The 26,057-nt window shown below is 63.6% G+C and carries 24 protein-coding genes; 13 read left to right on the top strand and 11 right to left on the bottom strand.

What is annotated here, in order from left to right:
- Positions 1 to 311 precede the first annotated feature (311 nt).
- On the top strand, positions 312 to 557 hold the full coding sequence (locus H0241_RS00315; RefSeq protein WP_181055452.1) for a hypothetical protein: 246 nt from the start codon (positions 312 to 314) through the stop codon (positions 555 to 557).
- A 164-nt stretch (positions 558 to 721) separates the two neighbouring features.
- Here the strand turns inward: H0241_RS00315 and H0241_RS00310 are convergent, their stop codons facing one another.
- The gene (locus H0241_RS00310; RefSeq protein ID WP_181055451.1) at positions 722 to 1,360 is read right to left on the bottom strand and encodes a DNA-3-methyladenine glycosylase I; all 639 of its coding nucleotides are present in this window, start codon (positions 1,358 to 1,360) and stop codon (positions 722 to 724) included.
- Between the two features lie 211 nt (positions 1,361 to 1,571).
- Here H0241_RS00310 and H0241_RS00305 point away from each other — a divergent pair, with 211 nt between their 5' ends.
- A complete protein-coding gene (locus H0241_RS00305) occupies positions 1,572 to 2,315 on the top strand; it encodes a L,D-transpeptidase (protein WP_181055450.1) in 744 nt (247 codons plus the stop codon).
- A gap of 305 nt (positions 2,316 to 2,620) precedes the next feature.
- A complete protein-coding gene (locus tag H0241_RS00300; protein WP_181055449.1) occupies positions 2,621 to 3,541 on the top strand; it encodes a bifunctional 5,10-methylenetetrahydrofolate dehydrogenase/5,10-methenyltetrahydrofolate cyclohydrolase in 921 nt (306 codons plus the stop codon).
- A gap of 4 nt (positions 3,542 to 3,545) precedes the next feature.
- On the opposite strand, the gene glcF is transcribed toward H0241_RS00300, so the two are convergent.
- The 5 genes from glcF to H0241_RS00275 form a co-directional block, all read right to left on the bottom strand.
- On the bottom strand, positions 3,546 to 4,871 hold the full coding sequence (glcF, locus tag H0241_RS00295; RefSeq protein ID WP_181055448.1) for a glycolate oxidase subunit GlcF: 1,326 nt from the start codon (positions 4,869 to 4,871) through the stop codon (positions 3,546 to 3,548).
- A gap of 3 nt (positions 4,872 to 4,874) precedes the next feature.
- On the bottom strand, positions 4,875 to 6,086 hold the full coding sequence (locus tag H0241_RS00290) for an FAD-binding protein (protein ID WP_181055447.1): 1,212 nt from the start codon (positions 6,084 to 6,086) through the stop codon (positions 4,875 to 4,877).
- Positions 6,087 to 6,165: 79 nt separating this feature from the next.
- The gene (locus tag H0241_RS00285) at positions 6,166 to 6,630 is read right to left on the bottom strand and encodes an endonuclease domain-containing protein (RefSeq protein ID WP_328824579.1); all 465 of its coding nucleotides are present in this window, start codon (positions 6,628 to 6,630) and stop codon (positions 6,166 to 6,168) included.
- Positions 6,631 to 6,680: 50 nt separating this feature from the next.
- Positions 6,681 to 8,177, bottom strand: coding sequence for an FAD-linked oxidase C-terminal domain-containing protein (locus H0241_RS00280; RefSeq protein ID WP_181055445.1), 1,497 nt, complete (start codon positions 8,175 to 8,177; stop codon positions 6,681 to 6,683).
- A gap of 290 nt (positions 8,178 to 8,467) precedes the next feature.
- The gene (locus H0241_RS00275; RefSeq protein ID WP_181055444.1) at positions 8,468 to 9,790 is read right to left on the bottom strand and encodes a DUF3422 family protein; all 1,323 of its coding nucleotides are present in this window, start codon (positions 9,788 to 9,790) and stop codon (positions 8,468 to 8,470) included.
- A gap of 318 nt (positions 9,791 to 10,108) precedes the next feature.
- Between H0241_RS00275 and H0241_RS00270 the strand changes: the two genes are divergently transcribed.
- Genes H0241_RS00270 through H0241_RS00260 form a run of 3 tightly spaced genes read left to right on the top strand, consistent with a single transcriptional unit; the run spans position 10,109 to position 12,886 of the window.
- On the top strand, positions 10,109 to 10,906 hold the full coding sequence (locus H0241_RS00270) for an FCD domain-containing protein (protein ID WP_181055443.1): 798 nt from the start codon (positions 10,109 to 10,111) through the stop codon (positions 10,904 to 10,906).
- 19 nt (positions 10,907 to 10,925) lie between these two features.
- On the top strand, positions 10,926 to 12,062 hold the full coding sequence (locus H0241_RS00265) for an alpha-hydroxy acid oxidase (RefSeq protein ID WP_181055442.1): 1,137 nt from the start codon (positions 10,926 to 10,928) through the stop codon (positions 12,060 to 12,062).
- 56 nt (positions 12,063 to 12,118) lie between these two features.
- Positions 12,119 to 12,886, top strand: a complete 768-nt coding sequence (locus tag H0241_RS00260; protein WP_181055441.1) for a metallophosphoesterase family protein — start codon at positions 12,119 to 12,121, stop codon at positions 12,884 to 12,886.
- On the opposite strand, the gene H0241_RS00255 is transcribed toward H0241_RS00260, so the two are convergent.
- A complete protein-coding gene (locus tag H0241_RS00255) occupies positions 12,883 to 13,023 on the bottom strand; it encodes a hypothetical protein (protein ID WP_006206855.1) in 141 nt (46 codons plus the stop codon). The genes H0241_RS00260 and H0241_RS00255 overlap by 4 nt on opposite strands.
- A gap of 284 nt (positions 13,024 to 13,307) precedes the next feature.
- Positions 13,308 to 14,006 (bottom strand): type 1 glutamine amidotransferase, encoded by a 699-nt coding sequence (locus H0241_RS00250; protein WP_181055440.1) that lies wholly within the window; start codon positions 14,004 to 14,006, stop codon positions 13,308 to 13,310.
- Between the two features lie 87 nt (positions 14,007 to 14,093).
- On the opposite strand from H0241_RS00250, the gene H0241_RS00245 reads away from it, so the two are divergent.
- The 4 genes from H0241_RS00245 (at position 14,094) to H0241_RS00230 (ending at position 18,291) form a co-directional block, all read left to right on the top strand.
- On the top strand, positions 14,094 to 14,741 hold the full coding sequence (locus H0241_RS00245; RefSeq protein WP_181055439.1) for a hypothetical protein: 648 nt from the start codon (positions 14,094 to 14,096) through the stop codon (positions 14,739 to 14,741).
- Positions 14,742 to 14,772: 31 nt separating this feature from the next.
- A complete protein-coding gene (locus tag H0241_RS00240; protein WP_181055438.1) occupies positions 14,773 to 15,507 on the top strand; it encodes a 16S rRNA (uracil(1498)-N(3))-methyltransferase in 735 nt (244 codons plus the stop codon).
- Between the two features lie 279 nt (positions 15,508 to 15,786).
- A complete protein-coding gene (locus H0241_RS00235; RefSeq protein WP_181055437.1) occupies positions 15,787 to 17,160 on the top strand; it encodes a glutamate--cysteine ligase in 1,374 nt (457 codons plus the stop codon).
- A gap of 90 nt (positions 17,161 to 17,250) precedes the next feature.
- A complete protein-coding gene (locus H0241_RS00230; protein ID WP_181055436.1) occupies positions 17,251 to 18,291 on the top strand; it encodes a DUF937 domain-containing protein in 1,041 nt (346 codons plus the stop codon).
- Between the two features lie 345 nt (positions 18,292 to 18,636).
- On the opposite strand, the gene H0241_RS00225 is transcribed toward H0241_RS00230, so the two are convergent.
- Positions 18,637 to 18,927, bottom strand: a complete 291-nt coding sequence (locus tag H0241_RS00225) for a DUF1127 domain-containing protein (protein ID WP_181055435.1) — start codon at positions 18,925 to 18,927, stop codon at positions 18,637 to 18,639.
- A 178-nt stretch (positions 18,928 to 19,105) separates the two neighbouring features.
- Between H0241_RS00225 and H0241_RS00220 the strand changes: the two genes are divergently transcribed.
- The 3 genes from H0241_RS00220 to H0241_RS00210 all read left to right on the top strand — a co-directional run bounded on the left by H0241_RS00220 (position 19,106) and on the right by H0241_RS00210 (position 23,107).
- Positions 19,106 to 20,062 carry a LysR substrate-binding domain-containing protein gene (locus tag H0241_RS00220; protein ID WP_112561974.1) on the top strand — a complete coding sequence of 319 codons (957 nt, stop codon included), beginning with the start codon at positions 19,106 to 19,108 and terminating at the stop codon, positions 20,060 to 20,062.
- A 182-nt stretch (positions 20,063 to 20,244) separates the two neighbouring features.
- Positions 20,245 to 21,855, top strand: a complete 1,611-nt coding sequence (gene xseA / locus H0241_RS00215; RefSeq protein WP_181055434.1) for an exodeoxyribonuclease VII large subunit — start codon at positions 20,245 to 20,247, stop codon at positions 21,853 to 21,855.
- Positions 21,856 to 21,988: 133 nt separating this feature from the next.
- On the top strand, positions 21,989 to 23,107 hold the full coding sequence (locus H0241_RS00210) for a DmpA family aminopeptidase (RefSeq protein WP_181055433.1): 1,119 nt from the start codon (positions 21,989 to 21,991) through the stop codon (positions 23,105 to 23,107).
- Positions 23,108 to 23,223: 116 nt separating this feature from the next.
- Here H0241_RS00210 and H0241_RS00205 read toward each other — a convergent pair whose 3' ends face one another.
- Together H0241_RS00205 and H0241_RS00200 are read right to left on the bottom strand one after the other, a co-directional pair.
- Positions 23,224 to 23,478 (bottom strand): DUF768 domain-containing protein, encoded by a 255-nt coding sequence (locus tag H0241_RS00205; protein ID WP_181055432.1) that lies wholly within the window; start codon positions 23,476 to 23,478, stop codon positions 23,224 to 23,226.
- A gap of 772 nt (positions 23,479 to 24,250) precedes the next feature.
- Positions 24,251 to 25,852 (bottom strand): DUF1963 domain-containing protein, encoded by a 1,602-nt coding sequence (locus H0241_RS00200; RefSeq protein ID WP_181055431.1) that lies wholly within the window; start codon positions 25,850 to 25,852, stop codon positions 24,251 to 24,253.
- Between the last annotated feature and the right edge of the window lie 205 nt (positions 25,853 to 26,057).

Raw genomic sequence — 26,057 nt, 5'->3', positions numbered from 1 at the left:
CGCGTTTCCTAAACGATGCGACTGGGTGCGGCAAGGGTTAGCTCCCTTGCCTTCTCCCCTTGTGGGAGAAGGTGGATCGGCGCGCAGCGCCGAGACGGATGAGGGGTGTTCCAGCGGAGTGAGACGTTGGTGTTCCCTGGAACACCCTCATCCGTCGCCTGCGGCGACACCTTCTCCCACAAGGGGAGAAGGGAAAGGGCTAACGCTTCCCGAAACAAAACGCACCAAAAAGGAAACAATTCCGCCATCGGTGCGGCATTGTGCCGACACAATCGGAGCCGATAAGCGCGCCGAAACAAGGGGTTGGGGCCATGACCACGGCACGGAAGTTCGATATCGGAGACGACGGCTTGAATGAAGTCCGGCTGCGGCCGGCCGAAAGCCGAGCGCCGGTGACGGCAAGCCTGGCCGGACCGTTCGAGGTCTCTGCCGACGAGCACAAGGGCTCGACAATGCGCGAGGCGCTGATGACCGGCCTGCTGGTGATCTATCCGGCGTTTGCGGCACTGGCGGCGATTGTCGCCGGTCTTTTTCTGACGGGCGCCAGCGGGACTTGAGGTGCGCCTTCCCTTCTCCCCTTGTGGGAGAAGGTGGATCGGCGCGCAGCGCCGAGACGGTTGAGGGGTGCGCGAAGGATCGCCGTCCTTGTCAAGCTGAAACACCCCTCATCCGTCGCCTTCGGCGACACCTTCTCCCACAAGGGGAGAAGGAAAAAGGCGCGCTACTTCGGCCGTTTGAACGCCTTCCTATCCTTCTCCACTTCCTTGCGGCAATAGCAGCCTTCGAGATGGTCGTTGACCAGGCCCATTGCCTGCATGAAGGCGTAGACCGTGGTTGGGCCAACAAAGCTCCAGCCGCGCTTCTTCAGCTCCTTCGAGATACGCACCGAGACCGCCGTCGTCGGGTTGGCGCGCAGATGGGCGAGGTCGACGATGTCGGGCCGCTCCTCCTTGCTGGGCTCGAACTTCCAGAACCAAGCCGCCAGCGATCCGAATTCATCCACCATCTCTCTCGCGCGTTTGGCATTGTTGATGGTCGAGACGATCTTGCCGCGGTGGCGGATGATGCCGGCATTGCCGAGCAGGCGCTCGACATCCTCATCGGTGAAGGCGGCGACCTTGTCGAAGTCGAAACCGGCAAAAGCCTCGCGAAAGTTCTCTCGCTTGCGCAGGATGGTCAGCCAGGACAGGCCGGACTGAAAGCCCTCGAGGCAGATCTTTTCGAACAGCCTGCGGTCGTCGGCCACCGGCCGGCCCCATTCATGGTCGTGGTAGTGCAGATAGTCCGGCAAATTGCCGTGCCAGAAGCAGCGCGTGATCCCGTCGGGGCCGGCGAGCAGGCCGGTGTTTCCTTTTTCCATAACAAAAGATCCGTTCGTTAATGCGCTTTGCACTGCATTTACCGCGGCTTTACCAGATTCCTGAACGCGGCGGTAACCACACCAAAAGGTTTACTGACAGTTCCGCATTTTACGCATTCCGATTCATGTTTCGGTTGCGGCTTCGCGCCAAGGATCGCGCAACCGGGGGCAAGTTCCGCCTCCGTCCGTTCGACGATCAAGGTGCGTTCCGATGAAGATCTTTTTGCGTTCCGTGCTCGGCGCCGTGGCCATTCTGGCCGCCGGCGCCACCTCCTCCACCGCCGGCGACCGCTATGCCGACAGGCCGCCGGTTATGGTGAGCCCAGACCTTTCCGCACCCTGGGTGCTGCAGCTTGGCCGCGCGCCCGGCATCGTGCGGCAGAGTCGCCAGATGGTTCAGCAGCCGCGCGTTCGCTATGCGCAGCCGGCGCGACCCGACCGGGTGCGCACCGCTTCGGTGCAGGTGCCGGCCAAACGCATGGTGATGCGGCCGCAGATCAATCCGCTCTATCTGCCGCAGGAAGTCGCCTATGACGGCCCGCAGAAGCCTGGCACGATCGTCATCGACACGACGCAGAATTTCCTGTTCCTGGTCGAGAACAACGGCAAGGCGCGGCGCTACGGCGTCGGCACCGGCAAGCCCGGCTTCGAATGGTCGGGCACGCACAAGATCACCAACAAGCGCGTCTGGCCGGACTGGCGCCCCCCGGCGGAGATGATCAAGCGCGAGGCCGCCAAGGGCCGCTACCTGCCTACCTATCTGGCCGGCGGCGAAGAGAACCCGCTCGGCGCCCGCGCGCTCTATCTCGGCACGACGGAATACCGCATTCACGGCACCAACCAGCCATGGACCATCGGCGGCGCCGTGTCTTCCGGCTGCATCCGCATGCGCAACGAGGATGTGGTGGACCTTTACGAAAGGGTCAATGTCGGAACGACCGTGGTCGTGATATAGTGATTGCGAATCAGCTGGTTAGGCAGCGCTGAGTGGTTTTTGGCGTGCTGTTGCCATCAAGCCATAGCGCGCTTCTGGAAGACATGCTTAGACTGGTGGCGAATTTACGGGGGACGGGCCGTGTGGGGATGCGGCCAGTCAGGAAAGGGCGGCGCGGGAAACCGCGCTGCCCTTTCTCTTTGCGGCCGAGGCCGAGCCGCTGTGCCAGAACGTCGCGGCGGGGGCATGGCGGTTCGCTTTCACGCTGCCCTTGCCACATTTCCCCTGCTATAGGGGCGGCCAAACTCCCCTGCAAAGGTCCAGCCATGTCTCAGCCAGACGACAGCCGCTATCTCCGGGGCGGCCCGGTCGCCCAGCGCATCATCGCCGCCGTGCGCGAGGATGCCGCGATCGCCACCGCCGAGGGTTTTCCGCCGAAGCTGGTGTCGATCACCGTCGGCGATACCGATGCGGTCGATGTCTATGTGCGCAACCAGCGCGCCAAGGCCGCTCTTGCCGGTATCTCCTTCGAGGAGCGGCGGTTTGCCGCCGACATCACCGCCGGCGAACTCGAGGCGGCGATCCATGGCCTCAACGCCGACCCGCGCGTCACCGGGATCATCATCCAGCGGCCGGTGCCGGCGCATATCCCGATCAAGACGCTGCAAGCGGCGGTGCATCCTCTGAAGGACGTCGAGGGCATGCATCCGGCTTCGATCGGCAACATCGTCTACAACCAGCTCGATCTCGCGCCCTGCACGGCGGCCGCCTCGGTCGAGCTGCTGAAGGAAACCGGCCTCGACCTCAAGGGGCTGGAAGTGGTCGTCGTCGGCCATTCGGAGATCGTCGGCAAGCCGATTGCCTTCCTGCTGATGAGTGAGGGCGCGACGGTGACGGTGTGCCATCACATGACGCGTTCGGTGGCAGCGCATGCGCGCCGCGCCGACGCGCTGTTCGTCGCCGTTGGCAAGCCCAGGCTGATCAAGGCCGACATGGTGAAGCCGGGCGCGGCCGTCATCGACATCGGCATCAATTCGGAGATCGGGCCGGACGGCACGAGCCGCATCGTCGGCGACGTCGATACCGAGAGTGTGAAGGAAGTTGCGTCCTGGATCACACCGGTGCCGGGCGGTGTCGGTCCGATCACCGTGGCGATCCTCTTGCGCAACACGATGGTCGCGCTCAGCCGCCAGCGCGCGCGCTACCAGGCGACGTATGGCGTGGTGGACAGGCTGGCGGCGGAGTAGACGCTTACTCGGCGGCGACCAGGTTTCCCTCGGAGACGCCTTCCGGCTTCGGCCCGCCATAGGCCCAGTCGAGCAGCTTGATCGTATGCACCACCGGAAGCTTTGCGGCCGAGGCGATCTGGGTAATGCAGCCGATGTTGCCGGTGGCGACGATCTGCGCGCCGGTCGCCTCGATGTTTTTCACCTTGCGGTCGCGCAGCTTTGCCGAAATCTCCGGCTGCAGGATGTTGTAGGTGCCGGCCGAGCCGCAGCACAGATGGCCCTCGCGCGGCTCGCGCACGACGAAGCCGGCTTTGGCGAGCAGTTCCTTCGGCTGGCGGGTGATCTTCTGGCCGTGCTGCATCGAACAGGCCGAGTGATAGGCCACGACGGTGCCTGGCTTGCGCACCGGCTCCGGCAGGTCGAGGCTTGAGAGATATTCGGTGATGTCCTTGGCCAGCGCTGAGACGCGCGCCGCCTTGTCGGCATAGGCCGGATCGAGGCGCAGCATGAAGCCGTAATCCTTGATGGTGGTGCCGCAACCGGACGCGGTGATGACGATGGCGTCGAGCCCACCCTGGTCGATGGCGCGCGTCCAGGCATCGACATTCTGCCTCGCGGACGCAAGGGCTGCTGCCTCGCGACCCATGTGATGGACCAGCGCGCCGCAGCAGGCTTCGCCCTGCGGCACCACGACCTCGACGCCAAGCCTGGTCAGCAGCGCAATCGTCGTCTCGTTGATGGCGGGATCGAGCACCGATTGTGCGCAGCCGGTAAGAATGGCGACGCGGCCTTTTTTCGTTCCCTTGCCGGTATGGACGCCGGGAGAGGCCATCGGCGAGGCCGCCGGGATTGAGGCCGGCGCCAGCTTCAGCATCGCACTGAGCGGCTTCAGGGTCGGGATTTTTTCGAACAGACCAATGAACGGCTTGCCCAGTTTCGCCAGCTTCAGCGCGGCGCGAAAGCGCGCGGGATAGGGCAACACGAAGGCCAGCATGGCGCGGGTCAGGCGATCGAGCAACGGGCGCCTGTAGGTCTCCTCGATATGGGCGCGAGCATGGTCGACCAGATGCATGTAATTGACGCCCGACGGGCAGGTCGTCATGCAGGCGAGGCAGGACAGGCAGCGGTCGATATGGGTGACGATCTCCTTGTCGGCCGGACGGCCGTTCTCCAGCATGTCCTTGATCAAGTAAATGCGCCCGCGCGGCGAATCCAGCTCGTTGCCAAGCGTCACGTAAGTCGGGCAGGTGGCGGTGCAGAAGCCACAATGCACGCATTTGCGCAGGATCTTCTCCGATTCCGCGACATGGGGATCGGCAAGCTGGGCAAGGGAGAAATTGGTTTGCATGATTTAGCTCTGGGCAATGCGGCCAGGATTGAGGATAGCCTTGGGATCGAACTCTGCCTTGAGCCGCGCCGACAGCGCCGCCAAATGCGGCGCCTGCGGCTCGAACACCGGCACGGCGGCGCGATAGGCAGGGGCGGCGCGCACCAGCGTCGCGTGGCCGCCGCCATGCTTTCGGATCAGCCCGCGCAGCAGGCCCGCCTCGGGGTCGCCTTCCTCCATGCGCAGCCAGACCAGCCCACCCTGCCAGTCGTAAAAGGCGCTGACGCCGATTTGCATGCGCAGCGTCAGCACCATCTGGTGGGCCTGGGACGGCGCCATGGAGACGCGCCAGACCGGCTTCTCGCTGCCGTCGGCGAAGGGGGCGCAATCCCTGATGTCGCGCCAGAGTGCATGCGAGGCTTCGCCCGAAATTTCCTGCAGCGGGCCGGCATTTTTCAAAAGGGTTTTCAGCGCGGCGATGCGGTAGGCGACCGATGGCCCAAAGCCTTCGACGCGCAGCAGCGTCGCGGCATCGGCGCCGAGCGCGCGGCCAGCGACACGCGCGGCGATGCGCTCGGGCAGATGGGCAGCGCTCGACACTTCGGCGCTCGAGCCGAGCGCCAGTGCCATGGCGGCAGCCGCCGCATCGTCGAGCAGGCCGCGCACGGCAAGCGTCACTTCGGTCTCGGCCGCCGGCAGCACCTTGAAGGTGACGTCGGTGAACACGGCCAGCGTGCCCCAGCTGTTGGCCATCAGCTTCGACAAATCGTAACCGGTGACATTCTTGACCACGCGGCCGCCGGACTTGAACGCCTCGCCGCGGCCGGCAACCGCGTTGATCCCCAGAATATGGTCGCGCGCTGCACCCGCCTTCAATCGACGCGGACCAGACAGGTTCGCCGCAAGCACGCCGCCGATGGTGCCTCTTCCTGGCGTGCCGCCGAGCAGCGGGCCATAATCCATCGGCTCGAAAGCAAGCTGCTGGCCGTTCTCGGCGAGCAGCTTTTCGATCTCGGAAAGCGGAGTGCCGGCTTTCGCCGACAGCACCAGTTCAGCCGGCTCGTAGAGGGTGACACCGGTGAGCTTCGACAGGTCGAGCGTGTGCTCGCTCTGCTGCGGCCGGCCAATGCCGCGCTTGGAGCCGTGGCCGACGGTTTCCAGCGGCGACTCCTCCGCCGTAGCCCATTGGACGGTGGAGAGAACTTCGGACGGGGTGGTTGGAGTGAAGGTGGTCATGGGGCGGCATCTAGGTTCCTCGCCCCCGCAAAGCGGGGGAGAGGTGGCTCGGGCGAAGCCCGAGACGGAGAGGGGGCCGTCATAGAGCGCTATCTCTCGTCTTCCTGGCGGCGAAAACGAACCTGAGGTCCGCAGCAGCTACGTCTTCAGCAAGCCGCCCTTCCAGCGCCGCAAGAATCGTTTCGCAAACGCTCCTCATGTTCTTCAACGCATCAACGTTCCAGAAACGCAAAACCGAATACCCTTCATCGCGCATGAATTTGTCGCGTTGCCGGTCGTAGCTACTTTCAGCGTGCTGGCTGCCATCCAACTCCACGATCAGCCTTTGGCTTCTGCAAGCAAAGTCCGCAAAATACGACCCGATCGACATTTGACGGACGAATTTGTATCCACCCAGTCCTTTGGCCTTCAGTTCGTTCCAGAGAGCCGCCTCGGCTTGATTGTCACCGTGGCGAAGCTCTCTTGCACGAGCGATCTTTTCGGGCGAGCGGCGGCTTGGCGCATCGGGCGTCCCCCTCTCCGTCTCGGGCTTCGCCCGAGCCACCTCTCCCCCGCTTTGCGGGGGCGAGGAACCCCCGTTCTGAGATGCTCCCATCAAAACCTCGGAACATCCGGAAACGCCACCTGCCCGCGATGCACATGCATGCGTCCAAGCTCGGCGCAGCGGCGCAGTTGCGGGAACACCTTGCCGGGGTTGAGCAAATGGTTGGGATCGAAGGCGCATTTGACGCGCATTTGCTGGTCGAGGTCGATCTGGTTGAACATCTCCGGCATCAAATCGCGCTTTTCGACACCAACACCGTGCTCGCCGGTCAAGACGCCGCCGACCTTGACGCAGAGCCGCAATATGTCGGCGCCGAAGCTTTCGGCCTTATCGAGTTCGCCCGGCACATTGGCGTCGTAGAGGATCAGCGGATGCAGATTGCCGTCGCCGGCATGGAAGACATTGGCGACGCCGAGCCCATATTTCTCCGACAATTCGCGCATGCCGGCCAGCACCCTGGGCAGTTCCTTGCGCGGGATGGTGCCGTCCATGCAGTAATAGTCAGGCGAGATGCGGCCGACCGCGGGGAACGCCGCCTTGCGTCCGGCCCAGAAACTCAGCCGTTCCTGTTCGGACTGCGAAATACGGCAGGTGGTGGAGCCGTTCCTGTAGGCGATCGCCTCGACGAGACCGATCAGGTGGTCGACCTCGACGCCCGGCCCGTCGAGTTCGACGATCAGCAGCGCCTCGACATCCAGGGGGTAGCCGGCATGGACGAAATCCTCCGCGGCATGGATCGCCGGGCGGTCCATCATCTCCATGCCGCCCGGAATGATGCCGGCGCCGATGATGTCGGCGACGCACTGGCCGCCCTGCTCGCTGGTCGGGAAGCCGATCAGCAGCGCACGCGCAGTCTCCGGCTTCTTCAGGATGCGCACGGTGACTTCGGTGACGACGCCGAGCAGCCCTTCCGAGCCGGTCATGACGCCGAGCAGGTCATAGCCCTCACTGTCGAGATGATTGCCGCCGAGGCGCACCACCTCGCCATTCATCAGCACCATCTCGATGCCCAGCACATTGTTGGCGGTCAGGCCGTATTTCAGACAGTGCACGCCGCCGGAATTTTCCGCGACATTGCCGCCGATCGAGCAGGCGATCTGGGAGGATGGATCGGGGGCATAGTAAAAGCCCTCCTGCTCGACGGCAGTGGTGATGCCGAGATTGGTGACGCCGGGCTGGGCGACGACGACGCGGTCGGGATAGTCGATCGCGAGGACGCGGTTGAAGCGGCTCATGACCAACAGCACCGCGTCTTCGAGCGGCAGTGCACCGCCGGAGAGCGAGGTGCCGGAGCCGCGCGGCACGACGCGGATGTTGCGGTCGTTGCAGTATTTCAGCACCCGCGACACCTGCGCCACCGTTTCCGGCAGCACCACGACCAGCGGCAATTGCCGGTAGGCGGTGAGGCCGTCGCTCTCGAAGGCGCGCATTTCGTTGGTGGCGTCGACGACGCCCTCGCCCGGCACGATGATACGCATGTCGGCGACGATCTCTGCGCGCCTGCGCATCGTGGCGTCGTCTGGCTTGGGCATGGCAAGGCCGGACATGGGCCGCGTCCTCTGCTTGACTGGTAAAAATCTTTTACCAGCGGTCGACGCTTGTTGCAAATCCTGCTTTGGTCGAGACCGCACGCAAGGCATGGTGGCGAGCTTCCGCAGCGGCAATCTGCCGCTATGTTTTTAACCTCCCCCTTGTGGGCAGGGTCGCGAACGCAGTGAGCGGGGTGGGGGTCAGCGCGACGAAAGCGCTTTACGAGCACCCCCACCCCGTCTCACGATCTTCGCTTCGCTGCGATCATGAGCCGACCCTCCCCACAAGGGGGAGGGTAAGGGCGCGGCTATTCCCCCGCCGGCTTGCCCGGCTCGGAATGCATCCGCCTCACCCGCCGCACGCCCCACCAAACCAGCAGGATGGCGACCGGCACCGCGGCGGCGGTGACGACTTCAGGCGCAAAGGTATGGCCGAAGATCGAGGCGCCCTTGGCGAGATAGGAGATGAGGCCGACGACATAGTAGGAGACGGCGGCGACGGAGAGGCCTTCCACGGTCTGCTGCAGGCGCAGTTGCAGCCGGGCGCGATTGTTCATCGAGGCCAGCAAATCGCGGTTTTGCTTTTCGACCTCGACATCGACCCAGGTGCGCAGCAGCGTGGTAGCGCGGGTGAGTTTTCGCGACAGGTTGGCCTGGCGCTCCTCGACCGAACGGCAGGTGCGCATGGCGGGTGCTACGCGGCGCTGCAGGAAGCCGCCCCATGTGTCGTAGCCGGGCACCGCCTCTTCCTCCAGCGCTTCCAACCGCTCGACGACGATGCCGTCATAGGCGCGGCTGGCGCCGAAGCGATAGAGGCTGGAGGCGGCATCGGCCTCCAGTTCGGCGGCAAGTTCGGTCAGGTCGGCGAGCAGCGTCTGGCTGTCGCGAGTCTCGGCCACCTTCATTTCCAGCGTGGTCTGCGCCAGCCGGTCTTCGATGCGGCGGGCGCGGCCGGACAGCGTCAGCGCCAGCGGCAGGCCGAGCATGGCAAGCGTGCGGTAGGTCTCGACGTCGATCAGCCGCTGCGACAGCGCGCCGGTGCGGGCCGGCGTCAGGCCGCGATCCAGAACAAGGATGCGGGTCATGCCGTCGCCGTCCTGGCGGAAGTCGGTGATGATGGCCGCGTTGCCGCGCTCGACCAGCGAATAGCACAGGCTGGTCGGGTCGAAGCCGGCGATCAGCTTCTCGCTTGCCTGCGTCCATTTGCGGATTTCGAGCCTTATCCCGGAAATAACCGTTCCGGGCGGCGAAAAGCCGTTGCCGAAGGGAGAGTCCTCCTGCGCCCTGTTGCTTTCGGCCAGCGGCCCTTCCCACAGATAGGTCGAGAATTCGGTGTGCCGCTCCCAGCGCAGCGTGCCCTTGCCCCATTTCATGGCGTGGTGGCGGGCATGGCGGTCGGGTGCGGCGATGCCGAGGCGCCGCGACAGTTCGGAGAGCACGGCCATGTCGACGCCGGAGCCGCCCTCGGTCATGAAGGCAAGCTGCACCAGCACGCGCGGCTTGTCGATCAGCGGATGCGGCCGGGCATGGACCTCGCCAAGCGCGCCGGGCCGCCCCTCATGCGCGGGGAAGCCCATCACGCTGCCCTGGGCGCGCGGCTGGAATTCGAGGTTGGACGTCTCGTCCGACACGGCTGGTCCCCCTGTTCTCGACCCTTCGTGTTGTCGCGTCCTCTTGAGACAATCGAAGAGGCGCGTAAACAGCAAAGTTTAGCCGATGCGATTTCGCCAGCGCGGTGCGGAAAGCGACCGCGCCGTGCGAATTGGATAAATAATTTGACCAGTTGGCGACACTGGCTTTAATCTGCGACACAAGAGCCGGATGATTTCAGATCGAATTGACCTGAAATCATCCGACTCTCGATCGAAGAAGTAGAGCATGATGTCGTCCCGAAAACCGCTTCACACTTTTCGGCATCATGCTCCAGGCAGGATTTCCCAGGCGCCCCGTTGAGCGATATTTTCTCCAGGATCGAGCATTCGCGCACCGCCGACGAGGTGGTGCAGCAGATCGAAAGCCTGATCCTCGAAGGCGTGCTGCGCACTGGCGACCGGCTGCCCAGCGAGCGTGAGCTGGCGCGCCAGTTCGACGTGTCGCGGCCGATCCTGCGCGATGCGCTGAAGGCACTGGAGGGGCGCGGGCTGTTGACCACCAAGGCCGGCGGCGGCACCCATGTCGCCGATGTCATCGGCCAATTGTTCACCAAGCCGGTGACCGACCTCATCTCCATGCACCGCAAGGCCGTGACCGACTATCTGGAATACCGCCGCGAGATCGAAGGCGTCGCGGCCGAATATGCGGCGCGGCGCGCGACACCAGACGACATTGCGCTGCTCGACCGCATCATGGCGCGCATGGACGAGGCGCATCGCACCGGCGATTTCGACGATGAGGCGGAGATCGACGTCGAGTTCCACCATGCGGTGTGCGAATGCGCGCACAACATCATTCTCCTGCACACGTTACGCTCCTGCTACCGGCTGTTGTCGGAAGGTGTGTTCCAGAACCGACTTCTGGTGTTCACCATGCCCGGCGCGCGTGAGGCGCTGCTGGCCCAGCACCGGGCGATCTACAAAGCGGTAAAGGCCGGCGATCCCTCAGCCGCCCGCCAGGCGGCGATGGACCACATCTCCTATGTCGAGCGCTCGATGCTCGAGGCCGAGCGCAGCGGCGACTGGCAGCGCGTGTCGCGGCTCAGGCTCAAGCAGCGCTCCGACGCCGGCGACGGCGCGAAAGCAACAAACTAGCGAACCCGCGGGGACCACCATGAGCGACATCCTCACCATTGCAGATCTGAAGGATCTTGCGCGCCGCCGTGTGCCGAAGATGTTCTTCGACTATGCCGATTCCGGCGCCTGGACCGAAAGCACCTATCGCGCCAACGAGGAAGACTTCCAGAAGATAAAATTCCGTCAGCGCGTGCTGGTCGACATGAGCAACCGCTCGCTGGAATCGACCATGATCGGCGAAAAGGTGGCAATGCCGGTGGCGCTTGCACCAACCGGGCTGACCGGCATGCAGCATGCCGATGGCGAGATGCTGGCGGCGCAGGCGGCGGAGGAATTCGGCGTGCCGTTCACGCTGTCGACGATGAGTATCTGCTCGATCGAGGATGTCGCCTCGGTGACCAAGAAACCATTCTGGTTCCAGCTCTACGTGCTGCGCGACAAGGATTTCGTTCTCGATCTGATCGACAGGGCCAAGGCGGCGAAATGCTCGGCGCTGGTGCTGACGCTCGACCTGCAGATCCTGGGACAGCGCCACAAGGATGTTCGCAACGGGCTGTCGGCGCCGCCCAAGATGACGCTCGCCAACATTGCCAATATCGCCATGCGCCCGCGCTGGCTGATGGGCATTGCCGGCACCAAGCGCCGCACCTTCCGCAACATTGTCGGCCATGCCAAGGGCGTCGGCGACGTCTCGTCGCTGGGCTCGTGGACAAACGAGCAGTTCGACCCGCAGCTGTCGTGGAATGACGTCGCCTGGATCAAGGAACGCTGGGGCGGCAAGCTGATCCTGAAAGGCATTCTCGACAAGGAGGACGCGCTGATGGCGGTCAAGACCGGCGCCGACGCCATTGTCGTTTCCAACCATGGCGGGCGGCAGCTTGACGGTGCATCGTCGTCGATCATGGCGCTGGAAGAGATTGCCGATGCCGTCGGCGACAAGATCGAAGTGCACATGGATGGGGGCATCCGGTCGGGCCAGGACGTGCTGAAGGCGCTCTGCCTAGGCGCCAAGGGCACCTATATCGGCCGGCCGTTCCTCTACGGCCTCGGTGCTATGGGCAAGGAAGGGGTGACCCTGGCGCTGGAGATCATCCGCAAGGAAATGGACATCACGCTAGCGCTGTGCGGCAAGCGTCTGGTGACCGACATGGGCAAGGACCAATTGCGGCGCTAGGGTCTTGTTCACCGATTGGTCCTAGCCTCGCGGGGATCACGGAGACGACGCCGGCCTTGACCGAGACCAGCATCCACTACCTCGACGCGCGCGCGCCGGACGGCATGCGCCTCTATGCGATCGGCGACGTCCATGGCCGGCTCGATCTGCTCGCCGCCATGCACCGCCGGATCGAGAGCGAACTCGAATACAAGCCGACCGCCGACTGGCGCATCATCCATCTCGGCGACTATGTCGACCGTGGGCCAGACTCCAAAGGCGTCATCGATTTCCTGATCGCGGCGCAAAAGCGCGATCCGCGCAACGTTATGCTGGCCGGGAACCACGATATCGGCTTCCTCGATTTTCTCGACACCCCCGACCCGGATGGACTGTTCATGCGCTATGGCGGCGTCCAGACGGCGCAGTCTTATGGCGTGGACCTGACGGGAGACGCAAGCTGGTTCGGCAAGGCCGAGGCGGTGCGCCGGGGACATCAGGCGCTGGTTAGCGCCGTGCCGCAAGCCCATGTCGACTTCCTGCGGTCGCTGCAATTGTCACTGATATCAGGCGATTTCTTCTTCTGCCATGCCGGCATCAGGCCCGGCGTGCCGCTGGAGAGCCAGAGCCCGCAGGATCTGGTCTGGATACGCGACGTTTTCCACAACCATCCAGGGCTTTACCCGAAGGTGATCGTGCACGGCCACACGCCGGTGCCGGAGGCGGAGGTGATGCCCAACCGCGTCAATGTCGACACGCTCGCCTGGCAATCAGGCATGCTCAGCGCGCTCGCCGTAGACGGCGCGGACAAGCGTATCCTGACTGTACAGGGAAAAGCGTTTTAGCGGAGCGCGGCGGTGACGCCGTAGCCGTCGACGGCTTGATGGTTGTTGGCTGCATCGGCGGAATAAATGCCGAGACCGCACAGCACGATGGCAGACAGCATGACAAAGGACAGAAGCGCTGCTTTCACGGACGTCATCTCTTGTTGAGCTTCCTGCATCTGGGCACGAGGCGGTTACCAATGCGTTGAAACGGAGAATTCGTCTCAAAGTTTCGACGATTTCGCGCTTGTAGGTCGATTCTGTATCGGCGGTGTGTCGCGCGGAGCACACAGAAGGTTCATCGCGGTTGCATTGCCGATGCAGAGCGCGCGCCTTGTAGGATAGCGTTCAGCCACAAACCAAGGATGAAAGAGGTTGTCCCCGGCGGATTCGCCGCCGCGTGCCAATTATGCAACGGCTGGCTTCCGCGCGGCTACCGGGCTCAGATCGTCGCCACCCAGGCGCGGGCAATGGCGAGGCCGGCGGCATCGGCGTCCGCGCCGTTGCGGGCCATTTCGCCATCGAGCCGGTCGTGCCAGTCGGGATGGCGCTCGGCAATGAGCGGCGCGAAGGATGTGCTCCAGTCCTTCACCATCGGACGGTCGGCCTCGAAATGAAACTGGAAGCCGTAGACGGCGCGGCCGATACGAAACGCCTGGTTCTCGGCAATTTCACTGCCGGCGAGCCGCACCGCATTTTCAGGCAGCGCGAAGGTGTCGTCGTGCCATTCGAAGATGGGGAAATCCTGGGGAAGTGCGCCAAGCACCGGATCGGTCCTGGCGTCCGGCGTCAGCGAAACCTTGTGCCAGCCGAATTCCGAGGCGCCGCCGATCTTGTTCTCGCCACCGAAGGTGCGGGCAACCAGCTGGCTGCCGAGGCAGATGCCGAGCACGGAGCGATCCTTGGCGGCGAAATCGCGGGTCAGTTCGAGCAACGCCGGGAAATAGGGGTAGTCATCGTCGGCCAGCGCGTTCTGGCCACCGCCCAGCATCACCATGGCATTGTGGCCGGTCGCGTCCTCAGGCAGCGGATCGCCCTTGTAGGGCCGGCGCAGGTCGAGATCGGCGCCAGCTTCGGCAAGGGCCGCGCCGACCTGGCCGAGGCCGGTGTTGTCGTAGTTCTGGACCACCAGCACCCGCATACGGAAATCCTGCTGACATGAAATGACGCGACGAGCGATATCATGTCGCCAGCACTGCAGCCAAGATGCGCGTTCCAGGAGAGGGCTATGCCACTGCAAAACCGGGTCGATCCGTTCGGCGCCATCCATGCCGTATCCGAGCGCGGCCTGTTTACCGGCAACCGCGGCATCATCCACGACCCGGAGACCAAGACGCTACTTAAGAAGCGCTGGGCCTTGCCGGCTTGGATCATCTGCGTGTGCCAATTCCGCAATGTTCGGCGCGAGCCGATGGGGCGCAACAGGCCGGGCGGTAAGGCTGGCTGGACCGAGCTGTTCTTCCTTGACGAGGTGACGGCGCTGGCGGCCGGGCATCGGCCCTGTTTCTATTGCCGGCGTGAGCGGGCCACGGATTTTGTCGGCCGTTTCGGTCAGGCCTTCGGTGTAACCGAGCCGCGCGCGCCAATGGTCGACAAGCGGCTGCACAAGGAGCGGCTGGCTTCGGGCGGCAAGCCACCGGATGTTACGGTGGACGAGCTTGCTGGGTTGCCGGACGGAGCGATGATCGCCGATGGCGACGCAGCCCTCGCCTTGCTAGGCGGCACGGCGCTGCGCTGGTCGTTTGCGGGCTATGGAGAGCCGGCGGCCTTCGACACCCTTGCCGGGCGGCCACTGCGCCTGCTCACACCAGCCACGACCATTTCGGTGCTGCGGCAGGGCTTTCAACCGGTGTGGCATCCTTCCGCCAAGGCTTGACGCCAGGCACCGCCTCGCCCATTCCTCGGCGATGCGCGCCAACTACAAGATGCAGCGGCTGTTCGTGCCGGACGATCTCGCAGCCAACATCGAATTCGATGCCGGCCAGCAGCAGAGCCATTATTTGATGCATGTGCTGCGACTTGGCGAAGGCGCCGAGATCCTGGTCTTTAACGGCCGCGACGGCGAGTGGTCGGCGGCGATCGCCGCCAAGTCGAAGAAGGCGGTGCGGCTGAAAGCGCTGGTCCTGCAGCGGCCGCAGCCGCCGCTGCCCGATCTGATCTACTGTTTCGCACCGCTGAAGCAGGGGCGGCTCGACTATCTCGTACAGAAGGCGGTGGAGATGGGCGCCGGAATCCTGCAGCCGGTGATCACCCAGCACACGCAAGTGGCAAAACCCTCCATCGACCGCCTGCGCGCCAATGTCGTGGAGGCGGCCGAGCAATGCGGCATACTGGCGGTGCCGGACGTGCGAGAAGCGGAAAAATTCGAGCGCCTGCTCTCCGGCTGGGACAAGGAACGGAGGCTGATCTTCTGCGACGAGGACGCCTCGACCAACAATCCTTTGCCGGCGCTGCGGGCGATCAAGGAAAAGAAGCTTGGGCTGCTGGTCGGACCGGAAGGCGGCTTTTCCGAGGAGGAGCGCAAGATGCTGCGCGCCCTGCCCTTCGTCACCTCCATTCCGCTCGGACCACGCATCCTGCGCGCCGATACGGCGGCGGTGGCTGCGTTTGCTGTGATGCAGGCAACGATCGGAGACTGGTGAAGGTTCTTCCCTTCTCCCTTGTGGGAGAAGGTGTCGGCGAAGGCGACGGATGAGGGGTGTTCCAGGGAACGCCAACGCCTCACTCCGCTGGAACACCCCTCATCGGTCTCGGCGCTAACGCGCCGATCCACCTTCTCCCACAAGGGGAGAAGGAAGAGGCGTCACAGCCGCCGTTCAATTCCTGTTGACCTGTGGCTCAGGATTTTTCGCTTGATCGTCTACTGACATTTCGTCCATCTAGCGCCGGCGGTCTTCCGAGAGCCGCATAGGGGGCCCCCAATGGCGCGCGATACTACCGATTTCCGACCGATCGAAGACTTCGACGAACTGGTCGAGCATCTGGCCGAAGGCAACAAGCCGCGCGACAAGTGGCGCATCGGCACCGAGCACGAGAAGTTTCCCTTCTATGTCGACGGCAACGCGCCGGTGCCTTATGGCGGCGAGCGCGGCATCCGCGCCATTCTCGAAGGCATGCAGCACAAGCTCGGCTGGGATCCGATCATCGATGATGGCCGCATCATCGGCCTGGTCGAACCGACCGGACAGGGCGCCATCTCGCTGGAGCCGGGCGGCCAGTTCGAACTGTCGGGCGCGCCGCTGGAGTCGATCCATCAGACCTGCCGTGAGGGCAATGCCCATCTGGCGCAGGTGCGCGAGATCGCCGAGCCAATGGGCATCCGCTTCCTTGGCCTTGGCGGCAGCCCCAAATGGTCGCTGGCCGAGACGCCGAAAATGCCGAAGTCGCGCTACGAGATCATGACCCGCTACATGCCCAAGGTCGGCACCAAGGGTCTCGACATGATGTACCGCACCTGCACCATCCAGGTGAACCTCGACTTCGAGAGCGAGGCCGACATGCGGCGCAAGATGCAGGTGTCGCTGAAATTGCAGCCGCTGTCGACAGCGCTGTTTGCCAACTCGCCCTTCACCGATAGCCGGCCGAACGGGCTGCAGAGCTGGCGCGGCGACATCTGGCGCGACACCGACAACCAGCGTTCGGGCCTGCTCGAATTCTGCTTCTCGCCCGAGTTCGGCTTTGCCGACTATGTCGAATGGGCGCTCGACGTGCCGATGTATTTCGTCATCCGCGACGGCCACTATTACGACATGACGCACATCACCTTCCGACAGTTCATGGCCGGCGCTGCCCGCAATGAGGTGCCGGATGGCCTGCCGACGATGGGCGACTGGGCGAACCATCTGTCGACGCTGTTTCCGGACGTACGGCTGAAGCGCTTCCTTGAAATGCGCGGCGCCGATGGCGGACCGTGGCGGCGCATCTGCGCGCTGCCGGCCTTCTGGGTCGGGCTGCTCTATGACGAGGCAGCACTCGACGCCGCCGAGGCGCTCACCTCGAGCTGGACCTATGAAGAAACGCTGGCGATGCGCAACGCGGTGCCGGAACAGGGCATTTCCGCACCCGTCCGCAACACGACGCTGCGCGAGATCGCCCGCGATGTGATGGCCATTTCACGCATGGGCCTGAAGAACCGCGGCAAGAAAAACCGCGACGGCTATGACGAGACGTCGTTCCTCAACACTTTGGATGAAGTGGTCGCGCGCGGCACCACCAGTGCCGAGGAAATGCTGTCGGCCTATCACACGCGCTGGGGCGGGTCGATCGAGCCGGTGTTCATGGAATACGCTTACTAACTGCGCGCCTTGAGCAGCGGCAAAAGCCGCTTCAATCGAACATCGAAACGAACTAGGCTCTCCCTCGAGGATTTCCCGGAGGAGAAACCGATGCCTACCTTGTTCGACATATTGGCGCAGGCGCAGAACGGCAACGGAATGCAGGCGCTTGCCCAGCAGTACGGGCTTTCGATGCAGCAGACGCAGGCGGCGGTCGCCGCATTGCTGCCCGCTTTCTCGCAAGGGCTGCAGCGCAACACCGCCGACCCCTATGGGCTCGGCGCCTTCATGACGGCAATGGCAAGCGGCCAGCACGCCAAATATTTCGAGGACGCGACCAGGGCCTTCTCGCCGCAAGGCGTCAATGAGGGCAATGGCATTCTGGGGCATCTGTTCGGCTCGAAGGAGCTGTCGCGCGCCGTGGCAAGCCAGGCCGCGCAGGCGACCGGCGTCAGCCAGCAGGTCCTGCAGCAGATGCTGCCTGCCATCGCCTCGATGGTGATGGGCGGACTGTTCAAGCAGACGACAGACCAGTTGATGGGGGGCCAGATGCAGGCCGCCGGCGGCTTCGGTGGTGGCAGCAATCCGCTCGGCGAGATCATCGAACAGATGATGCGACAGGCTGGCGGCGGCGCGCAGCCGGCGCCGCAGCCGGCACCCAACCCTTACGGCGAGAACCCGCTCGGCAAGGTGCTGCAGGACATGTTTGGCGGCGGCGCGCAACAGCCGCAAAGCCAGCCGCAGCAAGCGCCCAACCCCTATGGCGACAATCCGCTGGGCAAGGTGCTGCAGGATATGTTCGGCGGTGGCGCGGCACAGCAGCCACAGGGACGGGCGCAGCAGCCGCAACAGACGCAGAGCCCCTATGGCGACAACCCGCTGGGCAAGATCTTCGAGGAGATGATGCGGCAAGGTGGCGGCGGCGGTTTCGGTCTGCCTGGCGGACAGCCGGCACCGCAGCCCCAGCAGCGTCAGGCGCCGCAGCAGCGCCAGGCGCCACAGCCGCAGACCAATCCAAGCGGCAGGCCAAGGAACCCGTTCGACGATATTTTCGGCAAGATGTTCGAGACCGGCGCCCAGCAGCGCGACGACTATCAGAAGGGCGTGGAAACGATCTTCGACCAGTTCAAGCGGGACATGGACCGGCGGTAGTTTGGCGCTGACCTTCGTCATCCTGGGGCGGAGCAAGGAGCGAAGCGACGCAGCGCAGACCCCAGGATCCATGCCGTGACTTCAAGGCGTTGCGACGGCGCGGAATTCTGCACCGCTGCATTCTTCGGCCGTGTTCACGGCATGGATCCTTGGGTCTTCGCTCCGCTTCGCGTCGCTACGCCCAAGGATGACGACCCAGCTGAAAAGAAAAGCCCGGTCCTGGGAGGACCGGGCCAGTGCGCAGGCTGGCCGGCGGGGAACCGGCAGGGAGTGGGGAGCCTGCTATACTCCTTGGTTGCCGCGAGCCTGAAAAAGTTCACGGCAACCGAAACAGTGCGCTCGATATCACGCTACCTGGCGGGCGAGATTTTCGATCGTGTCGGCTCGATCGCTCGCGATCGCACGCAGCTTCACGGTCGGATCGGCGCCGAACGGCACATCGATGGCGACATGGAGGTCGGCGCGCGTCAGGCCGATATCGGCGAGTTCGGCATCCGACATCTCGCCAAGGCGATAGAAGGCGCGGCGATTTTTCCAGGCCTGGTAGGCGTTGAGAAGAGCGTTGGCCACGCGCGTCGCAACGGCCGGACGCGAGGTGATGCGCGAGGTCTCGGTGGCGAAATCGATCGTGGTCATGTCAGTCTCCTTCGGAGTCGAGCGGACGAAGCCGGGCAAACGGAGCCTGGGAGAGGCGCCGTTCCGGTCTCGATTCACATGCATTCATGTGGACAATCAGAATTTGCCACGCGCTGATTGATTAATCCAACGAATGTTTCTAATCTTTAGCATCAATGCTAGTGATGGATTGGACCCGATGAAAGCGCCACTCGATCTCGACCAGTTGCAGACCTTCATCTCAATTGCCGATACCGGCAGCTTCACCCGCGCCGCAGAGGAAGTGCTTCGAACCCAGTCGGCGGTGTCGATGCAGATGCGCCGGCTCGAAGAGCGGATCGGCAAGCCGCTGTTCGAAAAAGACGGCCGCACCAACAGGCTGACCGAGGAAGGCGACAAGCTGCTCTCCTATGCGCGCCGCCTGCTCTATCTCAACCGCGAGACGCTGGCCGCCTTCGACGACCGGCGGCTCGAAGGCACCATCCGCATCGGCACGCCCGACGACTATGCCGACCGCTTCCTGCCCGAGATCATGGCGCGCTTCACGCGCTCCAACCCACGCGTCGAGCTCACCGTCATCTGCGAGCCGACGCCGGGGCTGGTCGAGCATATCAAGCGCGGCAACCTCGATCTGGCGCTGGTGACGCACAACGATACGCGCGGCCAGTCGGAAGTGGTACGGCGCGAACCGCTTCTGTGGGTCACCTCGGCCAACCATGCCACGCACGAACAGGAAGTGCTGCCGATGGCCTTCGGCCGACCGAATTGCATCTGGCGGCGTGCCGCCGTCGATGTGCTCGACCGGCAAAACCGCGACTATCGCATCCTGTTCACCAGCTTCTCGGCGACCGTCATCACCGCCGCGGTGCTGTCGGGCCTGGCGATTTCGGTGCTGCCTGAATGTGCGCTCAGGCCCGGCATGCGGGTGCTGGGCGAAGCCGACGGTTTCGGCGCCCTGCCCGATTGCCGCATCGGCATCATGCGCGGCCAGACCTCGCGGCCGGAGATCGTCGACGCGCTGGCGCGGCATATTTCGGAAAGCCTCGACAACATTTCCGTGCCGCTCGGCGAAGAGACGGGAAGCTTCGATTTTGCAGCACTGGCCTTCGCCAAGATGAAGCGGAGCAAGCCGAACCAGATCCTGCCGGGCTGGTAGGGGGATCAGGCCGACGCGACCGCCTCTGTCGTTGCGTTGGCCGACGACACACCGGGCAGCGCCAGCAATTGTGCCGGTGCGCGGGCGCTCATGCGTCCTCCTGCGGCAAAGTCAATCAAGCCGGGCTTAAGATCAAGTTATGGAATCTTGACGCGGGGCGACAACAGCCGCTCAATCGGCCGATGAGTGACGCAGAATCCGAATCACGCACCAACGCCACCGAATACACGGTGAGCGAGATTTCCGGCGCGCTGAAGCGCACGGTCGAGGATGTCTTCGGCCATGTGCGGGTGCGCGGCGAAATCTCCGGCTATCGCGGGCCGCATTCTTCCGGCCATGCCTATTTCACGCTCAAGGATGACCGGGCGCGGCTCGACGCCGTGGTCTGGAAAGGCACGATGAGCCGGCTGAAATTCCGCCCCGAAGAGGGGATGGAGGTGATCGCCACCGGCAAGCTCACCACCTATCCCGGCAAATCCAACTACCAGATCGTCATCGACAATCTCGAGCCGGCTGGGGCCGGGGCGCTGATGGCGCTCTTGGAAGAGCGCAAGCGGCGGCTGCAGGCCGAGGGGTTGTTCGACGCCGGCCGCAAGCAGCGACTGCCCTTCATGCCGCGCACCATCGGCGTCGTCACCTCGCCGACCGGATCGGTGATCCGCGACATCATCCATCGCATCAAGGACCGCTTTCCGCTGCATGTGCTGGTCTGGCCGGTGCGAGTCCAGGGCGAGACGGCAGGCGCGGAAGTGACGGCCGCCGTCAACGGCTTCAACGCGCTGGCTTGGGATAGCGCGATTGCGCAGCCCGATCTTCTGATCGTGGCGCGCGGCGGCGGCAGCCTGGAGGATCTCTGGGGGTTCAACGATGAAGGCCTGGCGCGCGCCGTCGCCGCCTCGCGTATTCCGGTCATTTCGGCCGTCGGCCATGAGACCGACTGGACCTTGATTGATCTCGTCGCCGACATGCGAGCGCCGACGCCGACGGGTGCCGCGGAGATCGCCGTGCCGGTGAAAGCGGACCTCGAGGCAACACTTGCCAGTCTCGGCGCACGGCTCAAGGCGGCGGTCCTGCGCAATTTCGAACGCAAGCGGCAGGCCTCCCGTGCGGCCGCCCGCGCGCTCCCCTCGCCCGACCAGTTGCTGGCGTTGCCGCGCCGACGCCTGGACGAGGCAACCAGCCGGCTCGGCCGGGCGCTGTCGGTCAGCATCGAGCGCAAGCGGACCAAGCTGCAGGGCCAGCGGCTGACGCCGGCCACGCTGTCGCGACGCATCAACGAGGCCCGTACGCTGACCGGCCGCGACCTGGCGCGCGCGCAGGCGGCATTTTTCGGCATCGTGCGCGAGCGGCGCACCCGGTTTTCGCGCACCGCAAGGCGGTTGTCGCCGGCGCCGATTGTCAGGCGGCAGAAATTGCAGGCGGATGCACTGGCCGCCCTGACGCGCCGCCAGGATCAGGCGGTGTCGCGACGGCTGGATCGGCTGCGCGGACAACTGACCCAGGCCGACCGCTTGCTGGCGACGCTGTCGCACAGAGCGGTGCTGGCGCGCGGCTTCGCGCTGGTGAAGGACGCCGAAGGCGCAGTGATAAAGCTGGCGGCGGATGTAGCGCCAGGAGCGGCCCTGCAAATCGAGTTTGCCGATGGCACCACTGACGCCATTGCGACCGGTGGTATAGGGCAGCCGGAGGCAGTCGCCAAACAAACGGCAACGCCCCCAGCCAGCAAGCCGGCGACTGCCAAGCCAGCCGCCAGCAAACCAAAAGAACCGGGCAATCAGGGCTCGCTTTTCTAGGGCGTTTCATCGTTTCGCGGAAACGAGGAACCGCTCTATCTCTTTGTTTTGACGCAATTCCCAAGGGAAAGCGCTAAGAGCTTTTCCCGGGAAAATCGCTCACACTTTTCCTGGAATTGCTCTGGAGGACGGCATGACCGGACACGACCCGCATCTTGAAACGCCGGCCGGCAAGCCGCGCGCCCGTGCTTTCGGCGTTGCCTTCGACGGCACGCCGGGCCGCTTCAATGCCATCACCGATGTGCCCGGCGTGAGCATCGGATACGCGACGCTGATCTCAGGCGATGGTCCGCTCAAAGTCAGCACGGGGCCGGTACGCACCGGCGTCACCGCCATCCTGCCGCGACCGTTGGCTGAGCTCGCCACGCCGGTGTTTGCCGGCGTGTTCAGCCAGAACGGCAATGGCGAGCTGACGGGCTCGCACATCATCGAGGAGGTCGGCGCCTTCAACCTGCCGGTCACCATCACCAACACGCATTCCTGCGGCGTCACCCGCGACGGCACGCTGCGCTGGATGCAACGCGTGCTGCCGGCCGCGCTCGACAGCGGCTGGGGGCTGCCGGTGGCGGCGGAAACCTATGACGGCTTCCTCAACGACATTAACGGTCATCATGTCGGCTTCGAGCATGTCGAAGCCGCGCTCGACGGTGCCACCGGCGGAGCCATCGAGGAAGGCAGCGTCGGCGGCGGCACCGGCATGATCGCCTTCGGCTTCAAGGCCGGCTCCGGCACGGCGTCGCGCATCGTCGAATGGCAGGGCATCAGCCATACGGTCGGCGTGTTCGTGCAGGCGAATTTCGGCAAGCGGCGCAATTTCACCCTGCGCGGCGCGCGCGTCGGATCCGATCTGGTGGAGCCGGCGATCCGCGAAGGCACCCCCCATACCGAAAAGGGCTCGATCATCGCCATCGTCGCCACCGACGCGCCCTTCCTGCCACATCAGATGAAACGGCTGGCGCGGCGTGTGCCGCTTGGCATCGCCATGACCGGCGGCTTCGGCTACCACAGTTCGGGCGACATTTTTCTCGCCTTCTCGACCGCCAATCCGCAAGCAGCACTTGCGCCGTCAGGACAGACGGCAAACGCCGCCTTCATTCCGGACGTCGATATCGATCCGTTCTTCGATGCGGTGGTGCAAAGTGTGGAAGAGGCGATCCTCAATGCGATGGTCGCCAATGAGGACATGAGCGGGCGCGACGGCAATTTCGCGCCGGCGCTGCCGAAGGCCTGGCTGAAAGATCGGTTTGGGTAGAGCAATTCCAGGAAAAGTGTAAAGCGGTTTTCCCGGGAAAAGCGCGCAGCGCTTCCCTTGGGAATTGCGTAAAAACAAAAGGGGCAGCGCCCGGCTCTGGCGGCCGGGCTGGACCATTATTCGGAAGTCTTGCCCGAATTCTCGTTGCTCTGGTCGGCCTCGGCCGCCTCTTCGAGCCGCGAGGCGATCAGTTCCTGGATGTCGCCGACCTCTTCCTGGATATCCTCCAGCGGGATGCCGACCTCGGCCGCCTTGGCGGCGCATTCCTTGGCGAGGGTCTCGGCCTGCTTCTCGATCTTCACCGGCGAGTGCTGGCAGTGGACCTTTTCACCGATCCACCCGCGCAAGAACTCGATCGCATGTTCACTCATACTGCTTTTCCCTGGCGGCTATGCCGGTTGGTAATCGTAAACGTCCGCACCCGGTAAAGGATGCATGCTGCCATTCGAACCGAGTCGGCTTCGCCCGGCAAGTTGATCTTGTCCGAGGTCCGAAGAGCCGAAGGAAGGGAAGGGTTCAAGGAGCACGTTCTGATTGTTTGATAGAGTGGTACCGTTGGCTGGGATCGGCTTCGGTTCTACGCTATTGTTTTTACTATCTTTTTCCTGGTGTCGATAGCCGGTTTGTATCACAATAGGTATCACAACGCGTAACACATTTTCTGCTGCTTCGTTGCACACAACCACAGGTACGAGGTCGAAGCCGCCGCTATATAGTGACATCATTATGCGATGTCGACTCTATCAGCTATCCTGCTTCTTTCCGCCGCGCTATGTCAAACGTCCTCGCGTCCGTAACTGAGACTCGGTAGGCCCGAGGACATATTGGGAACGTTGATTTCATTGCGGTTTTCGTGGGCCAAAATCAGAAATCTTCCCGCATCGTTCCGCATAGTTCCGGGACGACATACGGTCGACTTCAGATAACCCCGATGACCCTATGCGAACATACGCGGCCCCTCTGAGCCTGTTCCAGAATGACCGTAGTTGTCCGGGAGCAGTAGGTCCGCTTGTGGTGGGGAAGAACAATAGCGGACGTTAAATCTCCAGGCCCGATGTCCTAGGGTGACCGCTATTCCGGACAGCCGGCGAGGACGGCGCGAAGGGGTGGCAAAGCCCCCAGAGGGTCGCTGACCATCATCAGTCAGTAGGCTTCGATTGTCAGAATTGCGTTCTGGAATCGCTTGGCCGCAAGGTCCTCTGGCGTAATCCAATATTGAAGCGGCCCCATCTCCCCGACGGTCCAGTTGAGCGCCTTGTCCGGCCCAAGTTGGAGCAACAGCAGGTAGCGGTCCTTCATCTCGTCGGCCGCGACCTGGACGACTTCACCCTTGCCAAGCATTTGATGGGTACGGGACACATGGCGGTGAGACAGGGCGGCAACGACGTCAGGGCCGATGAGCGCCGCACCGGCCGGATCTGTCAGTCCCCCCTCGGCGCCCTGGATGGCCGCGACTGAAAGCCAATCATTCATCACGTGCGGAAGCTGCCGATGACGCGGCCGCCGCACCGATGATGACGGCATGCCGTTGACGCGCAAGTCTTCCAGAAAGGCAAGGATATGCTGCTTCACCTCTGGAGGCGGTGCGTCATAGTCCTTCAGTCCGGCATTGACCGTCGGGAAGAATGCGTTGAACATCTTCGAACCGAACGCCGACAGTTCGCGCTGCACCATCCGCAGCCGCTTGGCCTCCGGATCATCTTCGGCAACATCGCCGAGCGCTTTCAGTTGTGCCGTGACATCGGCCGTCTCTTCGCGGTGATATGCCTCCACAAGCTTCCGAACGATCCGCGCGGAATGCCAATTGGCCGGAAATCCCGGATACGGCGTCCAAAGCGTGCCTTTCGGCGCATGATGAGCGGAAAGCAGCGGATCAGGGACGACCGGCGGACCGTAGAATGCCTCGACCCTTTCGGTCCGAATTTTGTCCGCGACCTCGAAAGCATGACCTTCATCCGCGCGCGCCGCGACTTCGGCGTCGGTCGGCTCCTCGATCCAGGCAAACTCGACCTCGACCCGATCATAGTGAGTTCGCTTGCCCCGCAAGATTTCGTCCGTCGGATCCGATCCCTGAATCTTGGCGGTGAAGGGCATGTCAAGCGGCGCCCACTTCTGTGTCACCTGACGTGGTTCATAGCGCGTCACGAAGTGCAACGCGTCCGCTCCAAACGTGTCGGACATCGGCGCGAAGAAATAGAGATAGCCCTTTTCGGGCATCAGATCTCGTCCAGGTCCCGGCGGCAGATCCGAACAGTCAATTTGCGCCATGAAATTGAGGCGCTCGAGCAACCCTTTCCGATTGTGAACCGTCGGCCAGTCGAATTCATCGGGGACAATCGGCAGCCCGCCAAAATAGCTCATGCTTCGTTGGGGAAGACGCGGCGGAAAGACGTGCTTGATCGCAATGCGCGCGGCTTGCCCACGTTCGATCGCTTCACGGCCATCGACGGAAATCGGCGGGATCTTGCGCTCGACATGCGCTTTGAACGCCGCCTTGCGCTGGTCGTCACTGTTTTTGGCCTGCTGCTGCATTTCGGCGATCAGCTTTTCAGCCGCAGAGTTAGGCTTGGGCGATATAGCGTGGGCCGCTTCGGAGGTTCGCGCACGGCTTGGCTGTGGCTTGTCTTTTTCTTTTGAAGACGAACCGGAAAACAGCCCGGCAATGCCTTTTGCCCCGCTGTAGATCAGGCTGCCAACGATCAAGAACATCGCCCCGACCACGAACAGCGGCATCAGCATTTCCATGACGCTTACCCCCCAAACCCGTCGTCAGCTATGTTACTCCGTCCCGCAACCAAATTATTGCCGTCATATGAGGCGTTGCGCAAGCAAGGGCCAACCGGTCGCGGAACAAGGCCGGATGGCGGGCCGGAACTCGCTATCCCTTTGAAGCACTGATCGAGGACTACGGCTCTTAAGCAAGGCATTCACGACTGAGCAGAACCGCCTC

The organism is Mesorhizobium neociceri (assembly GCF_013520985.1).
In the GTDB taxonomy this organism is placed as follows: domain Bacteria; phylum Pseudomonadota; class Alphaproteobacteria; order Rhizobiales; family Rhizobiaceae; genus Mesorhizobium; species Mesorhizobium neociceri.
Note: the sequence above shows the minus strand (reverse complement) of the source record. Positions and strands in the feature narration are given on the sequence as shown.